Raw genomic sequence first — 16,033 nt, 5'->3', positions numbered from 1 at the left:
ATCATGATAAAGTAGGAATGAAAATAAGAAAATCCCAGGAGGAATGATGCTATGAAAAAAAATATACTAGTCATACATACTGGAGGAACCATCTCGATGATGGAGGACAAGGATACGGGATCTGTAGTTCCGGGTAAAGAGAATCCACTGTCGGTTCAAACATCGATGGTTTCTAATTTAGCCAATGTTCAGGTCATCGAAGCATTTCACCTTCCTTCTCCCCATATCACGACTGAACATATGCATAAGATTAAACACCTGATAGAGAAAGAGTATGAAAAACGTTCGTTCGACGGGGTTGTTGTCACTCATGGAACCGATACACTTGAGGAAACAGCTTATTTTCTGGATCTGACGATTTCCCTGCCCATTTCAATTGTCGTCACCGGCGCCATGCGGTCCAGCAATGAAATTGGTGCGGATGGCCTTTATAATCTGATTTCATCCGTTCGTGTGGCAGCAGAAGCTCAATCAAAGGATAAAGGTGTCCTGGTGGTATTGAATGATGAAATTCATTCTGCGAAGAACGTGACAAAAACTCATACGAGTAATGTATCAACTTTTCAGAGTCCGCAATATGGTCCAATAGGAATTGTGACGAAAAGAGGAATATTGTATCACCACCAGCCAACTTCTTCGGAAAGGTACAAAACATGTGACATCACAAAAAGAGTGACACTCATAAAAGCATATGCTGGTATGGATTCCAGTTTATTGTTCGCGCTTAAAGAACTCCAGTATGATGGGGTGATCATAGAAGCCCTCGGACAGGGAAATCTTCCACCCGAAGCGGTACCTGGCGTGTGCGAACTTTTGGGAAATAATATTCCAGTCGTCCTCGTTTCCAGGTGTTTTAATGGGATTGCTCAAGATGTATACGGCTACACTGGCGGGGGAAAACAATTAAAGGAAAAAGGAGTCATTTTCTCCAATGGATTGAACGGACAAAAAGCCCGGATCAAACTTATGGTTGCCTTGTCTCAAACCAATGACTTTAAACAACTAGAACAGATCTTCAGAAATTAATGAACATACACACATCAAAAGAGCCCGCATACAATCCGGGCTCTTTCTTTACTTTCGATTTCCTATGATTGATTTTGCAATCAGTCCGCCATGGTGGCGGCCGTTTTCAATAAATATTTCATTTGCATTGTTACCTGCAGCAATCACCCCGGCTACATAGACACCTTCGACATTTGTTTCCATCGTATCAGAATCAAATGCAGGTCTGCCAGTCTCCTCGTCAATACCAATGCCTATTTTGGTAAGAAAACTATGATCAGGGTGATAGCCCGTCATGGCAAATACGAAATCATTCTTTATTTCTTTCTTTTCACCTTCTGCTACATAAAGGACCTCATCATCCCTTATTTCTTTCAACTGCGCATTGAATTCCATCTTTATTTCTTCATTGCGTACAAGGGCATCGAAATTTGGAAGGATCCAAGGCTTCACGCTTTTGGAATACTCGCTGCCGCGATAAAGGACCGTAACCCTTGCACCTGCTTTATTTAACTCTATTGCAGCGTCCACTGCTGAATTTTTCCCGCCGATTACGACCACGTCTGTATCGAAGAATGGATGGGCCTCTTTAAAATAATGAAAGACTTTCTCTTTGTCTTCGCCAGGGATGCCCATATAATTCGGGTTATCATAATATCCTGTCGCAATGATGACGTGCTTTGCCCGGTACGTGTCTTTTGAAGTGGAAATAATGAACCCTTCTTCTTTTTTTTTCTCGACTTTTTTCACCAACTCAAAACGGTTGATTCTAACATTTTTCCGCTTTGCCACTTCACGATAATAAACAAGGGCTTGATTACGCCTCGGTTTATGTTCTTCAATCACGAATGGTACATCGCCGATCTCCAGTTTCTCACTGGAGGAAAAGAAGGTCTGATGTGTAGGGTAATTGTAAATCGCGTTTACAATATTACCTTTTTCAATGATTAAAGGATCGATCCCCTGTTCCTTAAGGTGAATCGCCGCTGATAAACCGCATGGTCCTCCGCCGACGATGATGCATTCTTCATTTCTCAACTTCAGGCACTCCTTCATATTGCTTTGTATCTTTGACTGTTAATTACCGCTGTTGATTTCCGTGGAAGACTTCGCTTTCCGCGGGTGACCGATGAGCCTCCTCGGCTACGCCTGCGGGGTCTCACCTTGGCCACTTCTCCCGCAGGAGTCTTCGTCTTCCACTCCAATCAACAGCTGGAACGGTCTAAAGAAATAATTCATTTATTAATATAGTATTTGTTCTCATATAAAAACAAAACATTCTCCATGAATATTATGGAGTAATTTCATTAATTGGTCAAAGCAACTGATTATTTATCACAAAATCGAAACAATCTTTTAGTAACTCAAATTAAAAAAAGGACGGGGAACCCCATCCTTTTTGTATTGAAAGTTAATGAAATTAAATCCATCCTCTGAAGCGGCAGGCTTCGGCCATTTTTCTTACGCCTACCATATAGGCGGCAAGTCTCATGTCCACCCGTCTTGTTTGGGAAGTCTCATACACGTTGTTGAATGAATTGACTAAGATCTTCTCAAGTTTTTCTTCTACCTCTTCTTCCGTCCAATAATAACCCTGATTGTTTTGGACCCATTCAAAGTAGGAGACTGTGACTCCCCCGGAAGATGCGAGAACATCAGGTACAAGTAAAATCCCTCTTTCGGTCAGGATCTTTGTTGCATCCAATGTTGTCGGGCCGTTTGCTGCTTCTACAACGATGTTTGCTCTGATGTTGTGTGCATTTTTTTCAGTAATCTGATTCTCTATAGCTGCAGGAACAAGTATATCGCAATCTAGTTCAAGCAATTCCTGATTTGTGATCGTGTTGTTAAATAATTTTGTTACTGTTCCGAAGCTGTCTCTCCGATCTAACAGATAATCGATATCCAGACCGTCTTCATCATGAAGCCCTCCATACGCATCTGAGATCCCAATGACCTTGGCACCAGCATCATGCATGAATTTCGCAAGGAAGCTTCCCGCGTTACCGAACCCTTGTACAACGACCCTGGCACCTTGAAGTTTGATCCCTTTTTTCTTAGCTGCTTCATGGATGCAGATCGTCACACCTTTTGCAGTAGCCGTTTCCCTCCCGTGAGATCCTCCAAGTACCAGCGGTTTCCCTGTAATGAAACCAGGTGAATTATATTCATCTATCCTGCTGTATTCATCCATCATCCATGCCATGATTTGTGAGTTTGTAAAAACGTCGGGGGCCGGTATATCTTTGGAAGGACCGACAATTTGGCTTATGGCCCTTACATATCCCCTGCTCAAGCGCTCCAGTTCTCTAAAGGACATGTCGCGGGGGTCACAAATGATGCCGCCTTTTCCTCCGCCATAAGGCAGGTCGACAATACCGCATTTCAGGCTCATCCAAATTGAAAGCGCCTTCACTTCCTTCTCAGTTACATTTGGATGGAAACGAATACCGCCTTTGGTAGGTCCAACAGCGTCATTGTGCTGGGCACGATAGCCTGTGAAAACCTTAACTTTGCCGTCATCCATTCTTACAGGTATTTTAACTGTCAACATTCTTACAGGTTCTTTTAACAACTCATATACTTCTTCAGGATATCCCAATTTATCTAATGCGAGATGAATAACCGTTTGTGTGGATTTCAATACATCATTCTTTTCAGATGCTTGGTGATTTTCTTTCTCCTTCTCGGCTACCATGTATGTAAACCTCCCAGTATCATTCACTGTTCAGCGGACCCTTGTCCGCTTTCATGACATAGTATACACGTTTGATTTCCTCTTGCAAAGATAGAAAATCAAAAAACGATAACTTTTTTGAAAACGCTGTCATTTTTGTGTTATTGCCTGGCTCTCTTTATTATCCATTCCCTGATTCATCATTTTGAAACAACTGAAAATAAAAACACCTTTAGGAATAAAAAACCTAAAAGTGATCAGCAAAACCTCTATTAAAAATACTTAGTCAACATTTCCATCGTCTGTTTCAGAATGATCGTGTGACCATACTCCAGAATCATGTATTTGGTTTGATTCGACAATGTTCCATATTCATGGACAATTGATTCGATGAGGATATGCTGGCTTCGGGGGATATTCTCAAATAGCAGATAATATTTTCCTTCAAAATGAAAAAAACTGATTTCAATGGTGCCGGACTGAAACTTTTGTGTATGCTTGAGCCTGTTCAGCACATCGATGACCCCTTCTAAATCAGCAAAGTGGAACAATAGGTCTTTTTCTATGATTGGTTGAAATAATTCGATGCTTCCTTCAAAATCTGAATAATCTTCATCGTCCAGTTCCAACGTGAGAATCATACAGATTTCTTGTTCATCGAATGATTCAATTTCCACTGTGATTTCCATTTGTGCCTCAATGCCAAACTTTCCTTGCGCTTCATCCAGCATATCTTCAAACAGATCATGCCACATCAATGAGTCTTTCCATTTATCCTGCTCAAACAAGCCTTTTTGCTCAAGCTCTTCTACACTTATGGAAAATTTAATTTTATTATCGGAAATTCGCTCAAGTCTCATTTGTGTGCCCCCCAAGAGTGTGACGACTTACCACCATACTATGTAGGGGGCACAAAACAGTGCATAGACACTTTATATTTTACTTTTTAACCATTCTTCCCATTCAACTTTGGACTGTCCGAGGATATGTTCCTTGTATTCTTCTTTAACAGCCTTAGGTAAGTGATCGATTGCAAATCCGCCCATTCCAATTTCCAGTCCTTCATATTCAACTTTCAGAGAAGAAACAAGTGTTAATAAATGGCTGACATTCTCTTTCATTGTACATGAAAAGAACAGAAACTTCGGTTCCACTTCGTTCAGTACAATATCGATATCATTTTCTTTAATACTGGAACCAAGATAAATGACTTCGAACCCTTTTCTCCGTACATACAATGTAAAGATAAGAAGCCCCAATTCATGCCATTCCCCCGGCCCGCACACAGCAACCACTTTCGGCAGAATCCCGTTGTGGGGGAAAGAATGCATGATGCTGCCAATACGGGAACGCAGGATGGAGCTTGCGAAATGTTCGTGGGCAGTGGTGATTTTATCCTTTTCCCACAGGTCACCGATTTGCACAAGCAAACTGCCAAGTATATCAATCACCACTTTGTCGGTTGTATAAATGGAGAACGCTTTATTGATCAGCTCGTGGGCTTTAAATTCATCAAACTTGAGCAGTGCTTTAAGCAGTTCATCAGAAATACTCTTACTCCTATCCTGATGCACGGTTTCCGTGACTTCATTTTCTTCCAGTTCCTGTTTGTCCAATAAAGCAACCGCCTGACTGATCGTAAACCCCTGCTTCACTTTCACAACGAGCCATTTTAAGATACTCAGGTGCTTCTCCGTATACAGTCTATGCCCTGAATCGTTTCTCACCGGGGCTATTATATTATATCTTCTCTCCCAAGCCCTCAAGGTTCCCGGCTGTATCCCCAGAATGTTTGATACTGCTTTAATATTATATTTTCCGTTCGTATTTTGATCGTTCATAGAAATCCCCCATGGTTCTCATTTGCATATATTCTCTTAGATTATAGTAGAGATTTCTTGCGGTGTAAAATTTGTATAGGCAATGAATAAGTTTTGTTTATTCCGACTCCCTCTTAATCGTGAGCAGATGTGTTTCGGCAGGTGCACCTAATCTTAGCGGCAGAGCTGTAGTGCCATAACCATTGCTGACTAATAACGTAGTCTGAGGAAGTTCTTCTACTCTTCCTTTCTTGTAGAGGCCCCATCCGAGGATGCGGATCTGACCTCCATGGGTATGCCCGCTTAACATCAGATCAATTCCGTCTTCTTTTCTTACCTGTTTTACCAAACGGGGATCATGACTCAATAAGATATTGAAAGCTGAAGGATCTGTCTTTGAAAGTGCCTTAGGCAATACCGCTCTCTGGGTACTTGCATCATCCACCCCAATCAGATTGATGACTTCACTGCCAAGTTTCAAACTCACCGAATCGTTGACGATTTCCTGAACCCCTTTTTTCTTTAACAGTTTTCTCAATTCCTCGGTATTGACTTCATAATCATTATTTCCCCAAATAAAATAAACAGACCCGATGGCTGCCAATTTCTCTAGATTCTCTTCCACATTTGACAACGGGACTGCTTTTTCTGTTAAGTCGCCTCCTATCACGACGATATCCGCTTTTTTCCGTACTTGTTCAATTAGATGTGAATCCAGCTTGCGTTTATGTATGTCTGATATAAAGAAAATCGTCAATGTCACGCCTTGCGGAAAATGGGGGAATGTAAATAAATGGGGCTTAATCTCATTTCGATGGGCTTCGTATAACATAAAAAGGAGAAGGGCTGCTCCTCCTATTAATAAAACACTTATGAATTCAAGCATGATGGCCTCCTTGCCGACGCAAATCTAAAGAAATAATACCATAAAAGACCGCTAAAATGGAAAAAAGCAACGTTTCCCACATTCCAATTAACGTCAGTCCATAGATCATGCCTACATGTACAGGAACGATCATCAGTTCCCTATGTATGTGCCCCTTGAATAACCGCATTACATAATATAATTCGAACTTCATTAAACTCCCCTGCACGATCAATCCCAAAATAAACACGATTGATGCAGCAAAGAATTCAACCGGATGCAAGACCAGCTCGACAAGCACATCCGATGTACGCTGTGCTTCAAAATCCGGAAACCATTTGATGAATAAATACCCTAAAATAAAAGTTCCAATCAGCCTGACCGTGAAATGCATCAAAAAAATCCCTCCCATAAATCTTATGAGAAGGATTTTATTTCATACAGTGAATTTTATTGTGAATTAATCTTCTTCCTTAATATGCAGGATTCTGAAGCCTGATTTCTCCAATTTATTAATGAACTTATCGATATTATCTTTCTTTTCAATTTTAAGGACGATTCGTCTTAGCAGCTTGTCTGTAGCATCAAAAGTGACGAGAGAAATAACCGACTCCGAATATTGCTGGATGATATCTCCAAGACGTGCTATTCTGCCTTCTGTCTCAACGGATGTAAAAGCAATCCTGACTCCTTTTCGTTCCATTCCGAAAGCGCTCTTGAATTGATCAAGCACATCGTAGCGTGTAATTAAACCAAGAAACTTTTTATTTTCATCGATGACAGATAGAATCGGGAAATCCTGTAATTCCACTAATGTATCTTCAAATACATTGCTTTCAACCAAGAAATTATCCTGGTGGATGGCAATATCAACAGCTTTTGTTTCTTTAAGGAATTTATCTCTTTCCATTCCTGAAAGGAAAAAATTCTGATAAATATTGTAACGGGTGACGACCCCTGCGTACTTCTCATTCGATAATACCGGAAGTCCGTCAATCTTATGATGCTCCATTACTTCCAATGTTTTCTCGATTGAATCATTTTCATTGACCACATAGCATTTGTGTTTTGGAATCATTGCATTTTTTACGAACAATTGAACCACCTCTTTAATAATATCCTACAAATTATTTATTCAACATTTTAAAGTGATATCCCTTCTTTCATGCAGTTATTTATTTTGCTAACATGTTCTCTTATGTTGTTTCATATCTTGTTACGAAGGAATTTCTATACAGGAGGGATACTTGTGCATGAATTTTATAGAAGCTGGCACCCTTATGTGAGCCCTTTCGATCCATGTAAACCAATCACCACTAAGGTTTACTCGACACCTCCTAACCTCTTCTTAGGGTTTCAGCCGCCTAACTTGGAACAATTTGCACCAAAAGAAGCATTGAGAAAGGGGACATTATGGAAAGTGTTTTATGATCCCTACTACAGTCCCTATGAAAAAATGAAGGGAGAATAAAAGCCATGAAACAACTTCCTGCACATTATTACGAAATAATGGAGGAGTTACAAGCTGTTGACTTTGTGATACTTGAACTGACCCTTTATCTTGATACACACCCTGATGATCATGATGCCATTTCTCAATACAACATGTATGTAAAAACAAGAAAGCAAATCAAAAAGAAGTTCGAAAAAGAATTTGGCCCATTGACGAACTTTGGGTACAGCTACTCAAATTATCCATGGGACTGGAAAGATGCACCCTGGCCATGGCAGGTATAGAAATGAGTAAGGGAGGAATCCATTCAAATGTGGGCATATGAAAAGAAACTTCAATACCCTGTAAGAGTGAGTACATGCAACCCGACTCTTGCAAAATACCTGGTGGAACAATACGGAGGCGCTGATGGTGAGCTGGCAGCTGCTTTACGATATTTAAATCAGAGATATACGATTCCTGACAAGGTAATTGGATTGCTTACGGACATCGGTACTGAAGAATTTGCACATTTGGAAATGATTGCAACCATGATTTATAAATTGACAAAGGATGCCACCCCGGAAATGATGAAAGCAGCCGGATTGGATGCACACTATGCAAACCACGACAGCGCCCTTTTCTATCATAATGCTGCAGGCGTGCCGTGGACCGCATCTTACATTGCTGCAAAAGGGGATCCGATTGCCGATATCTATGAAGATATCGCAGCAGAAGAAAAGGCAAGGGCAACCTATCAATGGATCATCAATTTAAGTGATGACCCCGACTTGAATGATGGGCTCAGATATTTAAGGGAGCGGGAAATCGTTCACTCACAGCGTTTCAGGGAAGCTGCGGAAATACTTAAAGATGAACAAGGAAAGAAGCGTTTCTTCTAAAATGAAAAGCAATGCGTTTGGTGATTTATTCGTCAAACGCATTTTATGATACTGCCTTACTTACTGCCATGATAAAGGTTGATGTCAAATTGGCTTTTCATTTTATCGAAAACCTGGTGACGTTTTTTCCAGGCTTCTTCTTTCCATAGATCTTTGCTTCGGTCAATGATTTCTTTGCGGAGGTCCTGGTATTCTTTTTCTTTTTTCTCTTTCTTCTGATAAAGGACTTTTACAGCTCCGAAAAGTCCCGCAAGAAACAATGATATATATAAATGGATCGAATCAGAGACATAGACGGAAAACATCGCCCCAAAAGAATATGAGTATGGTTCCAGCACAGCCTTTGTTAAATAATACATGAAGCAAAATGCCGTGAAAATCGATATCCATAATATATATAAATGCATTTTTTTTGCCCGATCAAACTTTTGCTTTCTTTCAACAAGGTTATTCAGCATTTGTTTTGTTGCTTGATCTGTCCAATCTTCAATTTCGCGGATCGAATCATGCATACTCTTTTCCTCCCCTCATTTCATTCTATGAACTTGTCCATTTGCATAGAATCTTACACTCCGAAAAATCCAGCTAAATTCGCATAAAAAAACCTCACCCAAAAGGGGAGGCTTTAATTATTCCGACATTGGTATCTTCAAGACTTGTCCGGATTGTATTTCGTTGCTTGGCAGATTATTTGCCTGCTTTATTTTTTCGATGCCATCTTGTGAATGATAGTATTTCATTGCAATGCGAAAAATCGTTTCCTGTGGCTGAACGGTATGATAAACAATCTGAGGGTTTGTTTCTTGGGTCGGGACTGAATCAACCTCTTCAGCTGCCGGCTCTTCTTGTTCCGGTTCTTTTACCTCGGCTGCTTTTGCAGCAGGAAGTTTTTTTTCATCCTTCGTACCCTCTGCATCCTTTACAGACTTCTGACTATTTTCCGGTACTGTTGTTTCATCCTCATCAGGTAGTTCAGCTTCAGGATTTTCCTTTGAAACCACTCCACTATCCTCTTCTTCATCATTACGATCATACTGAACTTCTTCCACTTCATTATTTTCTTCTGAAAGGACCACTAAGGGTCCATTACGGCTATCAAAATATGAATATATACTAAATACAGTCAAAGGCATAAGAATAAAGAATAAAAGCAATAGACTGATTAATGGGTATTTCAGTTTCACTTTGTTTTTTTTCTTCTTTTCACGATGAAGTTCGCTTCTTGGCGGCAGTGGTTCCCTCTTTTTAGGTCTCGGTTCTTCTTGGACTCTTTCAATCTTCTGTTTTAATTTATCTGCTTGATTACGAAATGGGTCTTTGTTCATGAGACATCCCTTCTTTACTTGCTTGACTTACCTTAAAACGCATGTACAGCCCCAATAAAAAGTCAATGATAAAGTGCATCATAATGGTGACCAATAAATTTCCGGTCCATTCATAAATGATACCAATCCAAAAACTCAAAACAACAATATTCAATATAAGAAACCAATGAGCCCAATACCTAAAGTGAATAACAGCAAAAATGATACTGGAAAGAATCAGCCCAAGGTGAAATTGTATCACACCCCTGAACAATATTTCTTCACTGACTGCAATGACGATGGCAAGCAGCGCAATCTCACCTGTACTTCTGTCTGAAAATATCCGCTCATTCACTCCGCCATCATCGTAAAAACCAGGTGGAAGGTACTTCATCATTACAAGATCCAGTATGACTACGATCACTCCGAAGGTAAGCCCGATTGTCCAAATGGATGATGTCCATCGGAACTGACTTCCAAAAGTGGACCAATCTTCAAATAAGAATATACCTAATAAAAAGGAAATCGTTAATAGTACTATTTGAGTAAAAAACAAGTGAAAGGTTAATTGTTTTTTTGTGAGCTGTTTAATTATTTCGCCTTGTTTCTTCATCCATATCACTTATCCCATTAATATTTTTTCTAATCTTTGTTCCCAATGCATCTCCTGCATGGTGTTCACTTTTTCCTCTGCATTAAATGAATGAAATTCTGAAATCTTGAACCCACACATATCACAGCATTCTTCAGGGGGATCCGTCAATTTTTCATCAAAATAATGAAGGACAGCTTCCCTCCTGCAGGAATCACCTTTCAGCCATCCTGCCATTGTTAGGAGCTTTTCTTTCTTATATTGGATCCGTTCATCCCGTAAATGTTTTATTTCACCTATCAGCCGGGGCTGATCGTTCGTTGGCCCTTCATTGGCGTAATGCATCAAAAATCTGTACTGAATATCCGAAAGCTGTAAAAACGAAGTCATCTCTTCTTCCGATTTTGTTCGATGGGAAGTGACAAACCCTTCGATTTGTTCATCAAAGGGCAGCTCCCCCTCTATTAACTGTAAAGGCAATGAAAAATCCTGATCTGTATATAGGACGATCGCTGCACTTTTGTTTCCGTCTCTTCCCGCTCTCCCGATTTCCTGTAGGTAAGCCTCCACACTTGAGGAAAAATGAAAGTGAATGATAAAACGTATATTCTCTTTATTCACACCCATTCCAAAAGCGGATGTTGCGCAAATCACACGTAACTTATTTGTCAGAAATTGCTGCTGGATGAGGATTCTCTCCTCTTGTTCCATTCCTGCATGATAATGGGTGACATCTTCTATTCCATTTTCCCTGAGAACGGCAGCCATTTCTTCAGCAAGCCTTCTGCTTGAAAAGTAGATGATCCCCGCTCCCTTTAAGGAAGCAGTGTATTCAATAAGCTTTTTAACTTTTTCCTGATGAGAATTGACTTTTTCAACATTTAAGGCAATATTCGGGCGGTCCACTGAATAGATAATCTCGACAGCATCATCCAGCTGCAGCACTTTTCTGATATCGGTCCTTACTTCTTTTGTCGCAGTCGCAGTTAATGCAAGCGTCGCGGGATTCCCCAGCACCTTCCTTATTTCCCCGAGCTTTAAATAATGAGGCCGGAAATCAGGACCCCATTGCGAGATACAGTGAGCTTCGTCAATGACGAATAAAGATACATGCAAGGATTGAACCGCGGCCATGACATCTGAATTAGTCAGCATCTCAGGAGATATAAAGATGAATTTATACATATGTAATCGTTCCAAAGCCCGCTTTTTTTCAGGAAACGGTAAAAAGGAATTAATGGCAATGACCTTCTTTTCCCCTTTTACTTTCATTTGCTCCACTTGATCCTGCATCAATGAAAGAAGCGGTGAAACGATGATGACTTGTCCATCCAGTAAATACCCCGGCAGTTGAAAACACAGTGATTTGCCTGTTCCGGTAGGAAGCAAAGCCAATGTGTTCCGACCGTTCATAACCGACTGTATCACTTCTAACTGCCCTCTTCTGAATGAAGGATAGCCAAACCTTTGATTAAGTTCATGTTGGAGATTCATTTCGTCCACCAGCCTTTGCAATCGCGATTCTGATTTGAAAGTAAGTTAAATCAGGGAGCCGTTCTTTTATCGGTTTCAGTCTTTTCGTACCCAGCTGCGCGATCACTGAGGTTGCTTTATGCAAGTCATCAGACAAAATAAAGCACTCTGTATCGAAATGCTCTTTCGTTAAAATGATTTCAATGAAATGATCTTCTATTGTATTGACTTTCAGCTTTCTGATTCGTGAAATTTCAGAGATCGAATAACCCTGTTCATATAAATCGAATGTCTTGGCAGTCGAGAGCGTCAAGTCCCTTTGCTGCTGACTCACTTCACTTAATGAAAATAATATGGGGTACTTCCCCTTCTGCTGATCTATTCTCACCAATAACCCGTGGAGGAAGTCAAGGAATCTAAAACGATATTCCTCTCCATGAAGATTCAACTTTTCTGCGGCTTGAACTTCAGTCAAACCATAATCCTGATAGCCTGTTAACCGGAATACAAGAAGAGAAGGATCTTTCCCTTTCATTTCACTAAACACACCATGAAGTTCCTTAAAAAGTGAACGCGCCAGCTGGTCTTTATCCGGGACTCCCCTTACAAATTTCTTGATCCATTCCTGTACATTCTTGCCGCGCTGAACAGGAAAATACGAAGTTTCTTTATGATTCATATTTGAAAGTACTTGTACAAGTAAGTTTAACCTTCTCCAGCACACGAACGCCCGGTCGCCATAGACCAGCCCATTCATATGGTGTGGAAAAAATGCTGTCATTTTGAACTGTTTTAATACTTCTTCCCCTTTTTCCGTAACTTCCGCCTTCGACTCTTCATTAACGATGATGAACTTTCCATCTGCTAACTTGTTCACTTTTTCATTAAAATAGCTTCTCGATAGGTTGGGGAGTGACAGAAAAAAAGACTGTAGTTGAAATAAATGTGCGTCCTGTATCGACTGAGACGATTTCTTCCCTTTCAGAATATGATAAACAGAGTAAATGGAACGTTCACCATTTAACTGCCTTAAACAATATACTATAACAAAGTTAAGATAGGTCATTGGATGGCTCCTCTGTTTTGCAGCTTATTGTCAAATATTGTACCATGAATTGCAACTCTTTCGATGTTTTGTTTTTAACAGATAGGATAAATATAATAAATACAGGGTATAACTATTGAAATGTTTTGCATTCCTCTATAAAATATAAATTAGGTTATTTTTCTAACTAATTTTTTGTATAATGAATGATTGATTATATAGAATTATTTTCAGGAGGTTTTTTCGTTGCCAAAATATACAATCGTTGACAAAGATACATGTATTGCATGTGGTGCTTGTGGAGCCGCAGCTCCCGACATTTACGACTATGATGATGAAGGTATTGCATTTGTTACCCTCGATGATAACGAAGGTACTGTTGAAGTGCCGGATGTGCTTGAAGATGACATGATCGATGCATTTGAAGGTTGTCCGACAGACTCGATCAAAGTTGCAGACGAACCATTTAATGGAGACGCACTAAAATTTGAATAGTCCCCTTACAAGAAAGCGGCCGATTACCGGCCGCTTTTTATTTTGAGGTAGTTCTATACATGTAAAAAGCTCTGTCAGCCAAGCTGACAGAGCTTTCTTTATATTCAGTCTCAAGCCGCCCGGTTTAATGTAACCTGTTTTGTAAGCCAGCCTTGGAGACGCATAAACAATAATAAGAAGACAATCGTTATCAGCGCACCCTTTAGAATATTAAAAGGAATTATACCTGTAATGATGATTCCTGCAGGAAGTTCAAAATTCATGAAATACTTATAAGCAGGAAGCAGGATGAAATAATTCAGTATCCCTAAAGCGATGCTCATAACGATGGTTCCTGTAACCAAGCCCGCTAATAACCCCTTTTTGGATTGAAAACGGGAATAAATGTAATAAGTAGGCAGAATCAGAAATACTCCTGCTGCAAAATTTGCAAAGTGTCCGATTGGAACACCTGTGTCACTGCCAGTCATTACATAGTCAATGATATTTTTAAATAATTCAACTAGTATGCCGGCAAGCGGCCCTAAAGTAATAGTGGCAATCAACGCAGGTACATCGCTGAAATCAACCATCAGAAATTTAGGAAACGGCGGAATTGGGAAGTTAAAAAGCATCAATACATACGAAATGGCACTTAACATACCGATTGTTACAAACGTACGAGTAGTCATTTTTTTCATTACTTTTCTCTCCCTTTGGAGATTCATCTCACTTCGAAGATCGTTCAGCCATAGCAGCACTAAAAAACTCCCAGATCAAAAATAGCATCCCGGAGTTTGAAAAGGCGTACCCAAATAAACGTTCAGCTTCCCATTTTCTAAACGTTTTGGCTAAAACCTTCATCTTCTCCCATCCAGACTATACTGTCGGCTTTGGAATCTAACCAAATCCTGCCCCTAAAGGCTCGCGGGCTTAGAAACCATAATGGTTCCATCACCGCCGGTAGGGAATTTCACCCTGCCCCGAAGACGAATCTTATTTTTTTATACATTATCATTATACATAAAAGCACAGTGATTGGAAAGGATAACATTTCGAATTCGAAGTAATCACCTTTCCTTCCTGATTTTCAACTTTTGGTGCGGGTAGATGACATCTGACATGGTTAGGTCGTTCAGGCCTAAAAGCTCCGTCAGATCGATACCGTGTTTCTTTGCGATTGAATGAAGCGTGTCACCTTGTTTTACAATGTACCTGTCATCATTCAATTGGCGGGGAATGATGAGTTTTTGATAGATTTTTAAATGCGAGGATTGAATGTCATTCCATTCTTTTACTTCTTCAACACTCAAACCATATTGCTTTGAAATCCCCCATAATGTTTCATTCTTTTTTACTGTATGTATGACGTGAGGTTCCGTTACATCGTTCCACTTTTGGTCTGTCCGATGAACAGGAAGTTGAGTTAGATTCGATGATACTTCAATAGTCTGGTAAGGGTCTTGTTCTTTCGCGAAAACCAGCTGCCCGACTTCCCCTTCCCCGAAAAGTTCAAAAGGATCGATTGCATTTAGTTTATCAAGGGTCCATTCTCCTTTATGGACTTCAAAATGCAAGTGCGCCCCTGTAGACCTGCCCGTATTACCTACACTTCCAATCTGCTCACCCTTTAAAACATGCTGATTTTCCGACACTCCCCTATCTTGGAGATGTGCATATACTGTTTCATATCCATTCCCATGAGAGACAAACACCACATGTCCATAACTCTCAGAATAATACGATTTACTCACTACTCCATCTGCAGCCGCATATACGGGCGAGCCGATATCTCCCCCTATGTCCATCCCCTTATGAGTGCCCGATCGCGTGCCATAGACATCGGTTATGACCCCTTCTACGGGAAAAACCCACTGGCCATCCTTTTCATTACCCATGGCTTTTACTTCCTTGCCGGTAAGAAACATGATACTCACACAAAGAGCCAATAAAATAACAATCAATATCCTTCTTGCATAATCCAAAAGCATGCTCGTCCTCCTTATACTTCTCCAAGTACTACACATTAAAGGCTGTGAATAGCCTAAAATGTCTATACTTAAAACTGTATGTACAACCTTCCAAAAATATGAAATGTGAAAATTTCCCTTCCGGTAGTTTGCGTAGAATGGAGATAAATATACGGAGAAAATGCAGGCGCGGCTGGGCAAGGAGAGGCAAAGTGAAGATGAGGCTGGCTGGAAAGCTAGTTTTAGCTATTTATTTGGTGTGTCTGGCTATTTTGTGCCAGGGTTATTCCTGGGATGTGGCTACTTTAAATTTGAGTGGGCTTGTTAAAGAGAAAATTCGACAAGTGGCTCAATTCTATTAATTGAAATCCGGCACAATTCTATTTAGCCCCTTTACTCTTTTGGACACCTACTTCTAAAGATATTAAGATAGAAGTATCAAAGGAGGAGCCAAAATGAGTAAACGAAATGGAC

Annotated in this window: 19 protein-coding genes and 1 riboswitch; of the genes, 5 read left to right on the top strand and 14 right to left on the bottom strand. The window is 40.2% G+C overall.

The window, feature by feature from the left end:
- Positions 1 to 51: 51 nt before the first annotated feature.
- Positions 52 to 1,026 (top strand): asparaginase, encoded by a 975-nt coding sequence (locus tag AAEO50_RS18060; protein ID WP_341985720.1) that lies wholly within the window; start codon positions 52 to 54, stop codon positions 1,024 to 1,026.
- 48 nt (positions 1,027 to 1,074) lie between these two features.
- Here the strand turns inward: AAEO50_RS18060 and AAEO50_RS18055 are convergent, their stop codons facing one another.
- From AAEO50_RS18055 to AAEO50_RS18025, 7 genes are all read right to left on the bottom strand, one after another.
- The gene (locus AAEO50_RS18055) at positions 1,075 to 2,043 is read right to left on the bottom strand and encodes a YpdA family putative bacillithiol disulfide reductase (protein ID WP_341985719.1); all 969 of its coding nucleotides are present in this window, start codon (positions 2,041 to 2,043) and stop codon (positions 1,075 to 1,077) included.
- Between the two features lie 382 nt (positions 2,044 to 2,425).
- Positions 2,426 to 3,703, bottom strand: a complete 1,278-nt coding sequence (locus AAEO50_RS18050; RefSeq protein ID WP_341985718.1) for a Glu/Leu/Phe/Val dehydrogenase — start codon at positions 3,701 to 3,703, stop codon at positions 2,426 to 2,428.
- 251 nt (positions 3,704 to 3,954) lie between these two features.
- The gene (locus AAEO50_RS18045; RefSeq protein WP_341985717.1) at positions 3,955 to 4,542 is read right to left on the bottom strand and encodes an adaptor protein MecA; all 588 of its coding nucleotides are present in this window, start codon (positions 4,540 to 4,542) and stop codon (positions 3,955 to 3,957) included.
- A 72-nt stretch (positions 4,543 to 4,614) separates the two neighbouring features.
- On the bottom strand, positions 4,615 to 5,523 hold the full coding sequence (locus AAEO50_RS18040) for a MerR family transcriptional regulator (protein WP_341985715.1): 909 nt from the start codon (positions 5,521 to 5,523) through the stop codon (positions 4,615 to 4,617).
- A gap of 97 nt (positions 5,524 to 5,620) precedes the next feature.
- The gene (locus AAEO50_RS18035) at positions 5,621 to 6,388 is read right to left on the bottom strand and encodes a metallophosphoesterase (RefSeq protein WP_341985714.1); all 768 of its coding nucleotides are present in this window, start codon (positions 6,386 to 6,388) and stop codon (positions 5,621 to 5,623) included.
- Positions 6,381 to 6,764: a hypothetical protein gene (locus AAEO50_RS18030; RefSeq protein WP_341985713.1), complete on the bottom strand. Its 384-nt coding sequence runs from the start codon at positions 6,762 to 6,764 to the stop codon at positions 6,381 to 6,383. The genes AAEO50_RS18035 and AAEO50_RS18030 overlap by 8 nt, the downstream gene beginning before the upstream one ends.
- Before the next feature lie 63 nt (positions 6,765 to 6,827).
- Complete coding sequence (locus tag AAEO50_RS18025; protein ID WP_341985712.1) at positions 6,828 to 7,472, bottom strand: CBS domain-containing protein; 645 nt, start codon at positions 7,470 to 7,472, stop codon at positions 6,828 to 6,830.
- 144 nt (positions 7,473 to 7,616) lie between these two features.
- Between AAEO50_RS18025 and AAEO50_RS18020 the strand changes: the two genes are divergently transcribed.
- Genes AAEO50_RS18020 through AAEO50_RS18010 form a run of 3 tightly spaced genes read left to right on the top strand, consistent with a single transcriptional unit; the run spans position 7,617 to position 8,701 of the window.
- Positions 7,617 to 7,838 carry a spore coat associated protein CotJA gene (locus AAEO50_RS18020; RefSeq protein WP_341985711.1) on the top strand — a complete coding sequence of 74 codons (222 nt, stop codon included), beginning with the start codon at positions 7,617 to 7,619 and terminating at the stop codon, positions 7,836 to 7,838.
- 5 nt (positions 7,839 to 7,843) lie between these two features.
- Positions 7,844 to 8,104, top strand: a complete 261-nt coding sequence (locus AAEO50_RS18015; protein ID WP_341985710.1) for a spore coat protein CotJB — start codon at positions 7,844 to 7,846, stop codon at positions 8,102 to 8,104.
- A gap of 27 nt (positions 8,105 to 8,131) precedes the next feature.
- The gene (locus tag AAEO50_RS18010) at positions 8,132 to 8,701 is read left to right on the top strand and encodes a manganese catalase family protein (RefSeq protein ID WP_175991173.1); all 570 of its coding nucleotides are present in this window, start codon (positions 8,132 to 8,134) and stop codon (positions 8,699 to 8,701) included.
- 56 nt (positions 8,702 to 8,757) lie between these two features.
- On the opposite strand, the gene AAEO50_RS18005 is transcribed toward AAEO50_RS18010, so the two are convergent.
- From AAEO50_RS18005 to AAEO50_RS17985, 5 genes are all read right to left on the bottom strand, one after another.
- A complete protein-coding gene (locus tag AAEO50_RS18005; RefSeq protein ID WP_341985707.1) occupies positions 8,758 to 9,213 on the bottom strand; it encodes a DUF2663 family protein in 456 nt (151 codons plus the stop codon).
- Positions 9,214 to 9,330: 117 nt separating this feature from the next.
- Positions 9,331 to 10,026, bottom strand: coding sequence for a LysM peptidoglycan-binding domain-containing protein (locus tag AAEO50_RS18000; RefSeq protein WP_341985706.1), 696 nt, complete (start codon positions 10,024 to 10,026; stop codon positions 9,331 to 9,333).
- Positions 10,004 to 10,618: a CPBP family intramembrane glutamic endopeptidase gene (locus AAEO50_RS17995; RefSeq protein ID WP_341985705.1), complete on the bottom strand. Its 615-nt coding sequence runs from the start codon at positions 10,616 to 10,618 to the stop codon at positions 10,004 to 10,006. The genes AAEO50_RS18000 and AAEO50_RS17995 overlap by 23 nt, the downstream gene beginning before the upstream one ends.
- 9 nt (positions 10,619 to 10,627) lie before the next feature.
- Positions 10,628 to 12,091 carry an ATP-dependent DNA helicase RecQ gene (locus tag AAEO50_RS17990; protein ID WP_341985704.1) on the bottom strand — a complete coding sequence of 488 codons (1,464 nt, stop codon included), beginning with the start codon at positions 12,089 to 12,091 and terminating at the stop codon, positions 10,628 to 10,630.
- Positions 12,075 to 13,136: a helix-turn-helix domain-containing protein gene (locus tag AAEO50_RS17985; RefSeq protein WP_341985702.1), complete on the bottom strand. Its 1,062-nt coding sequence runs from the start codon at positions 13,134 to 13,136 to the stop codon at positions 12,075 to 12,077. Before AAEO50_RS17985 ends, AAEO50_RS17990 begins: the two co-directional genes overlap by 17 nt.
- Positions 13,137 to 13,361: 225 nt before the next feature.
- Between AAEO50_RS17985 and AAEO50_RS17980 the strand changes: the two genes are divergently transcribed.
- A complete protein-coding gene (locus tag AAEO50_RS17980) occupies positions 13,362 to 13,610 on the top strand; it encodes a ferredoxin (protein ID WP_341985701.1) in 249 nt (82 codons plus the stop codon).
- A 110-nt stretch (positions 13,611 to 13,720) separates the two neighbouring features.
- On the opposite strand, the gene AAEO50_RS17975 is transcribed toward AAEO50_RS17980, so the two are convergent.
- On the bottom strand, positions 13,721 to 14,290 hold the full coding sequence (locus tag AAEO50_RS17975) for an ECF transporter S component (RefSeq protein WP_341985700.1): 570 nt from the start codon (positions 14,288 to 14,290) through the stop codon (positions 13,721 to 13,723).
- 157 nt (positions 14,291 to 14,447) lie between these two features.
- Positions 14,448 to 14,584, bottom strand: a riboswitch (FMN riboswitch).
- 75 nt (positions 14,585 to 14,659) lie between these two features.
- Positions 14,660 to 15,580: a peptidoglycan DD-metalloendopeptidase family protein gene (locus AAEO50_RS17970; RefSeq protein ID WP_341985699.1), complete on the bottom strand. Its 921-nt coding sequence runs from the start codon at positions 15,578 to 15,580 to the stop codon at positions 14,660 to 14,662.
- Positions 15,581 to 16,033: the final 453 nt, after the last annotated feature.

It is taken from the genome of Rossellomorea oryzaecorticis (genome assembly GCF_038405515.1).
In the GTDB taxonomy this organism is placed as follows: Bacteria; Bacillota; Bacilli; order Bacillales; family Bacillaceae_B; genus Rossellomorea; species Rossellomorea oryzaecorticis_A.
Note: the sequence above shows the minus strand (reverse complement) of the source record. Positions and strands in the feature narration are given on the sequence as shown.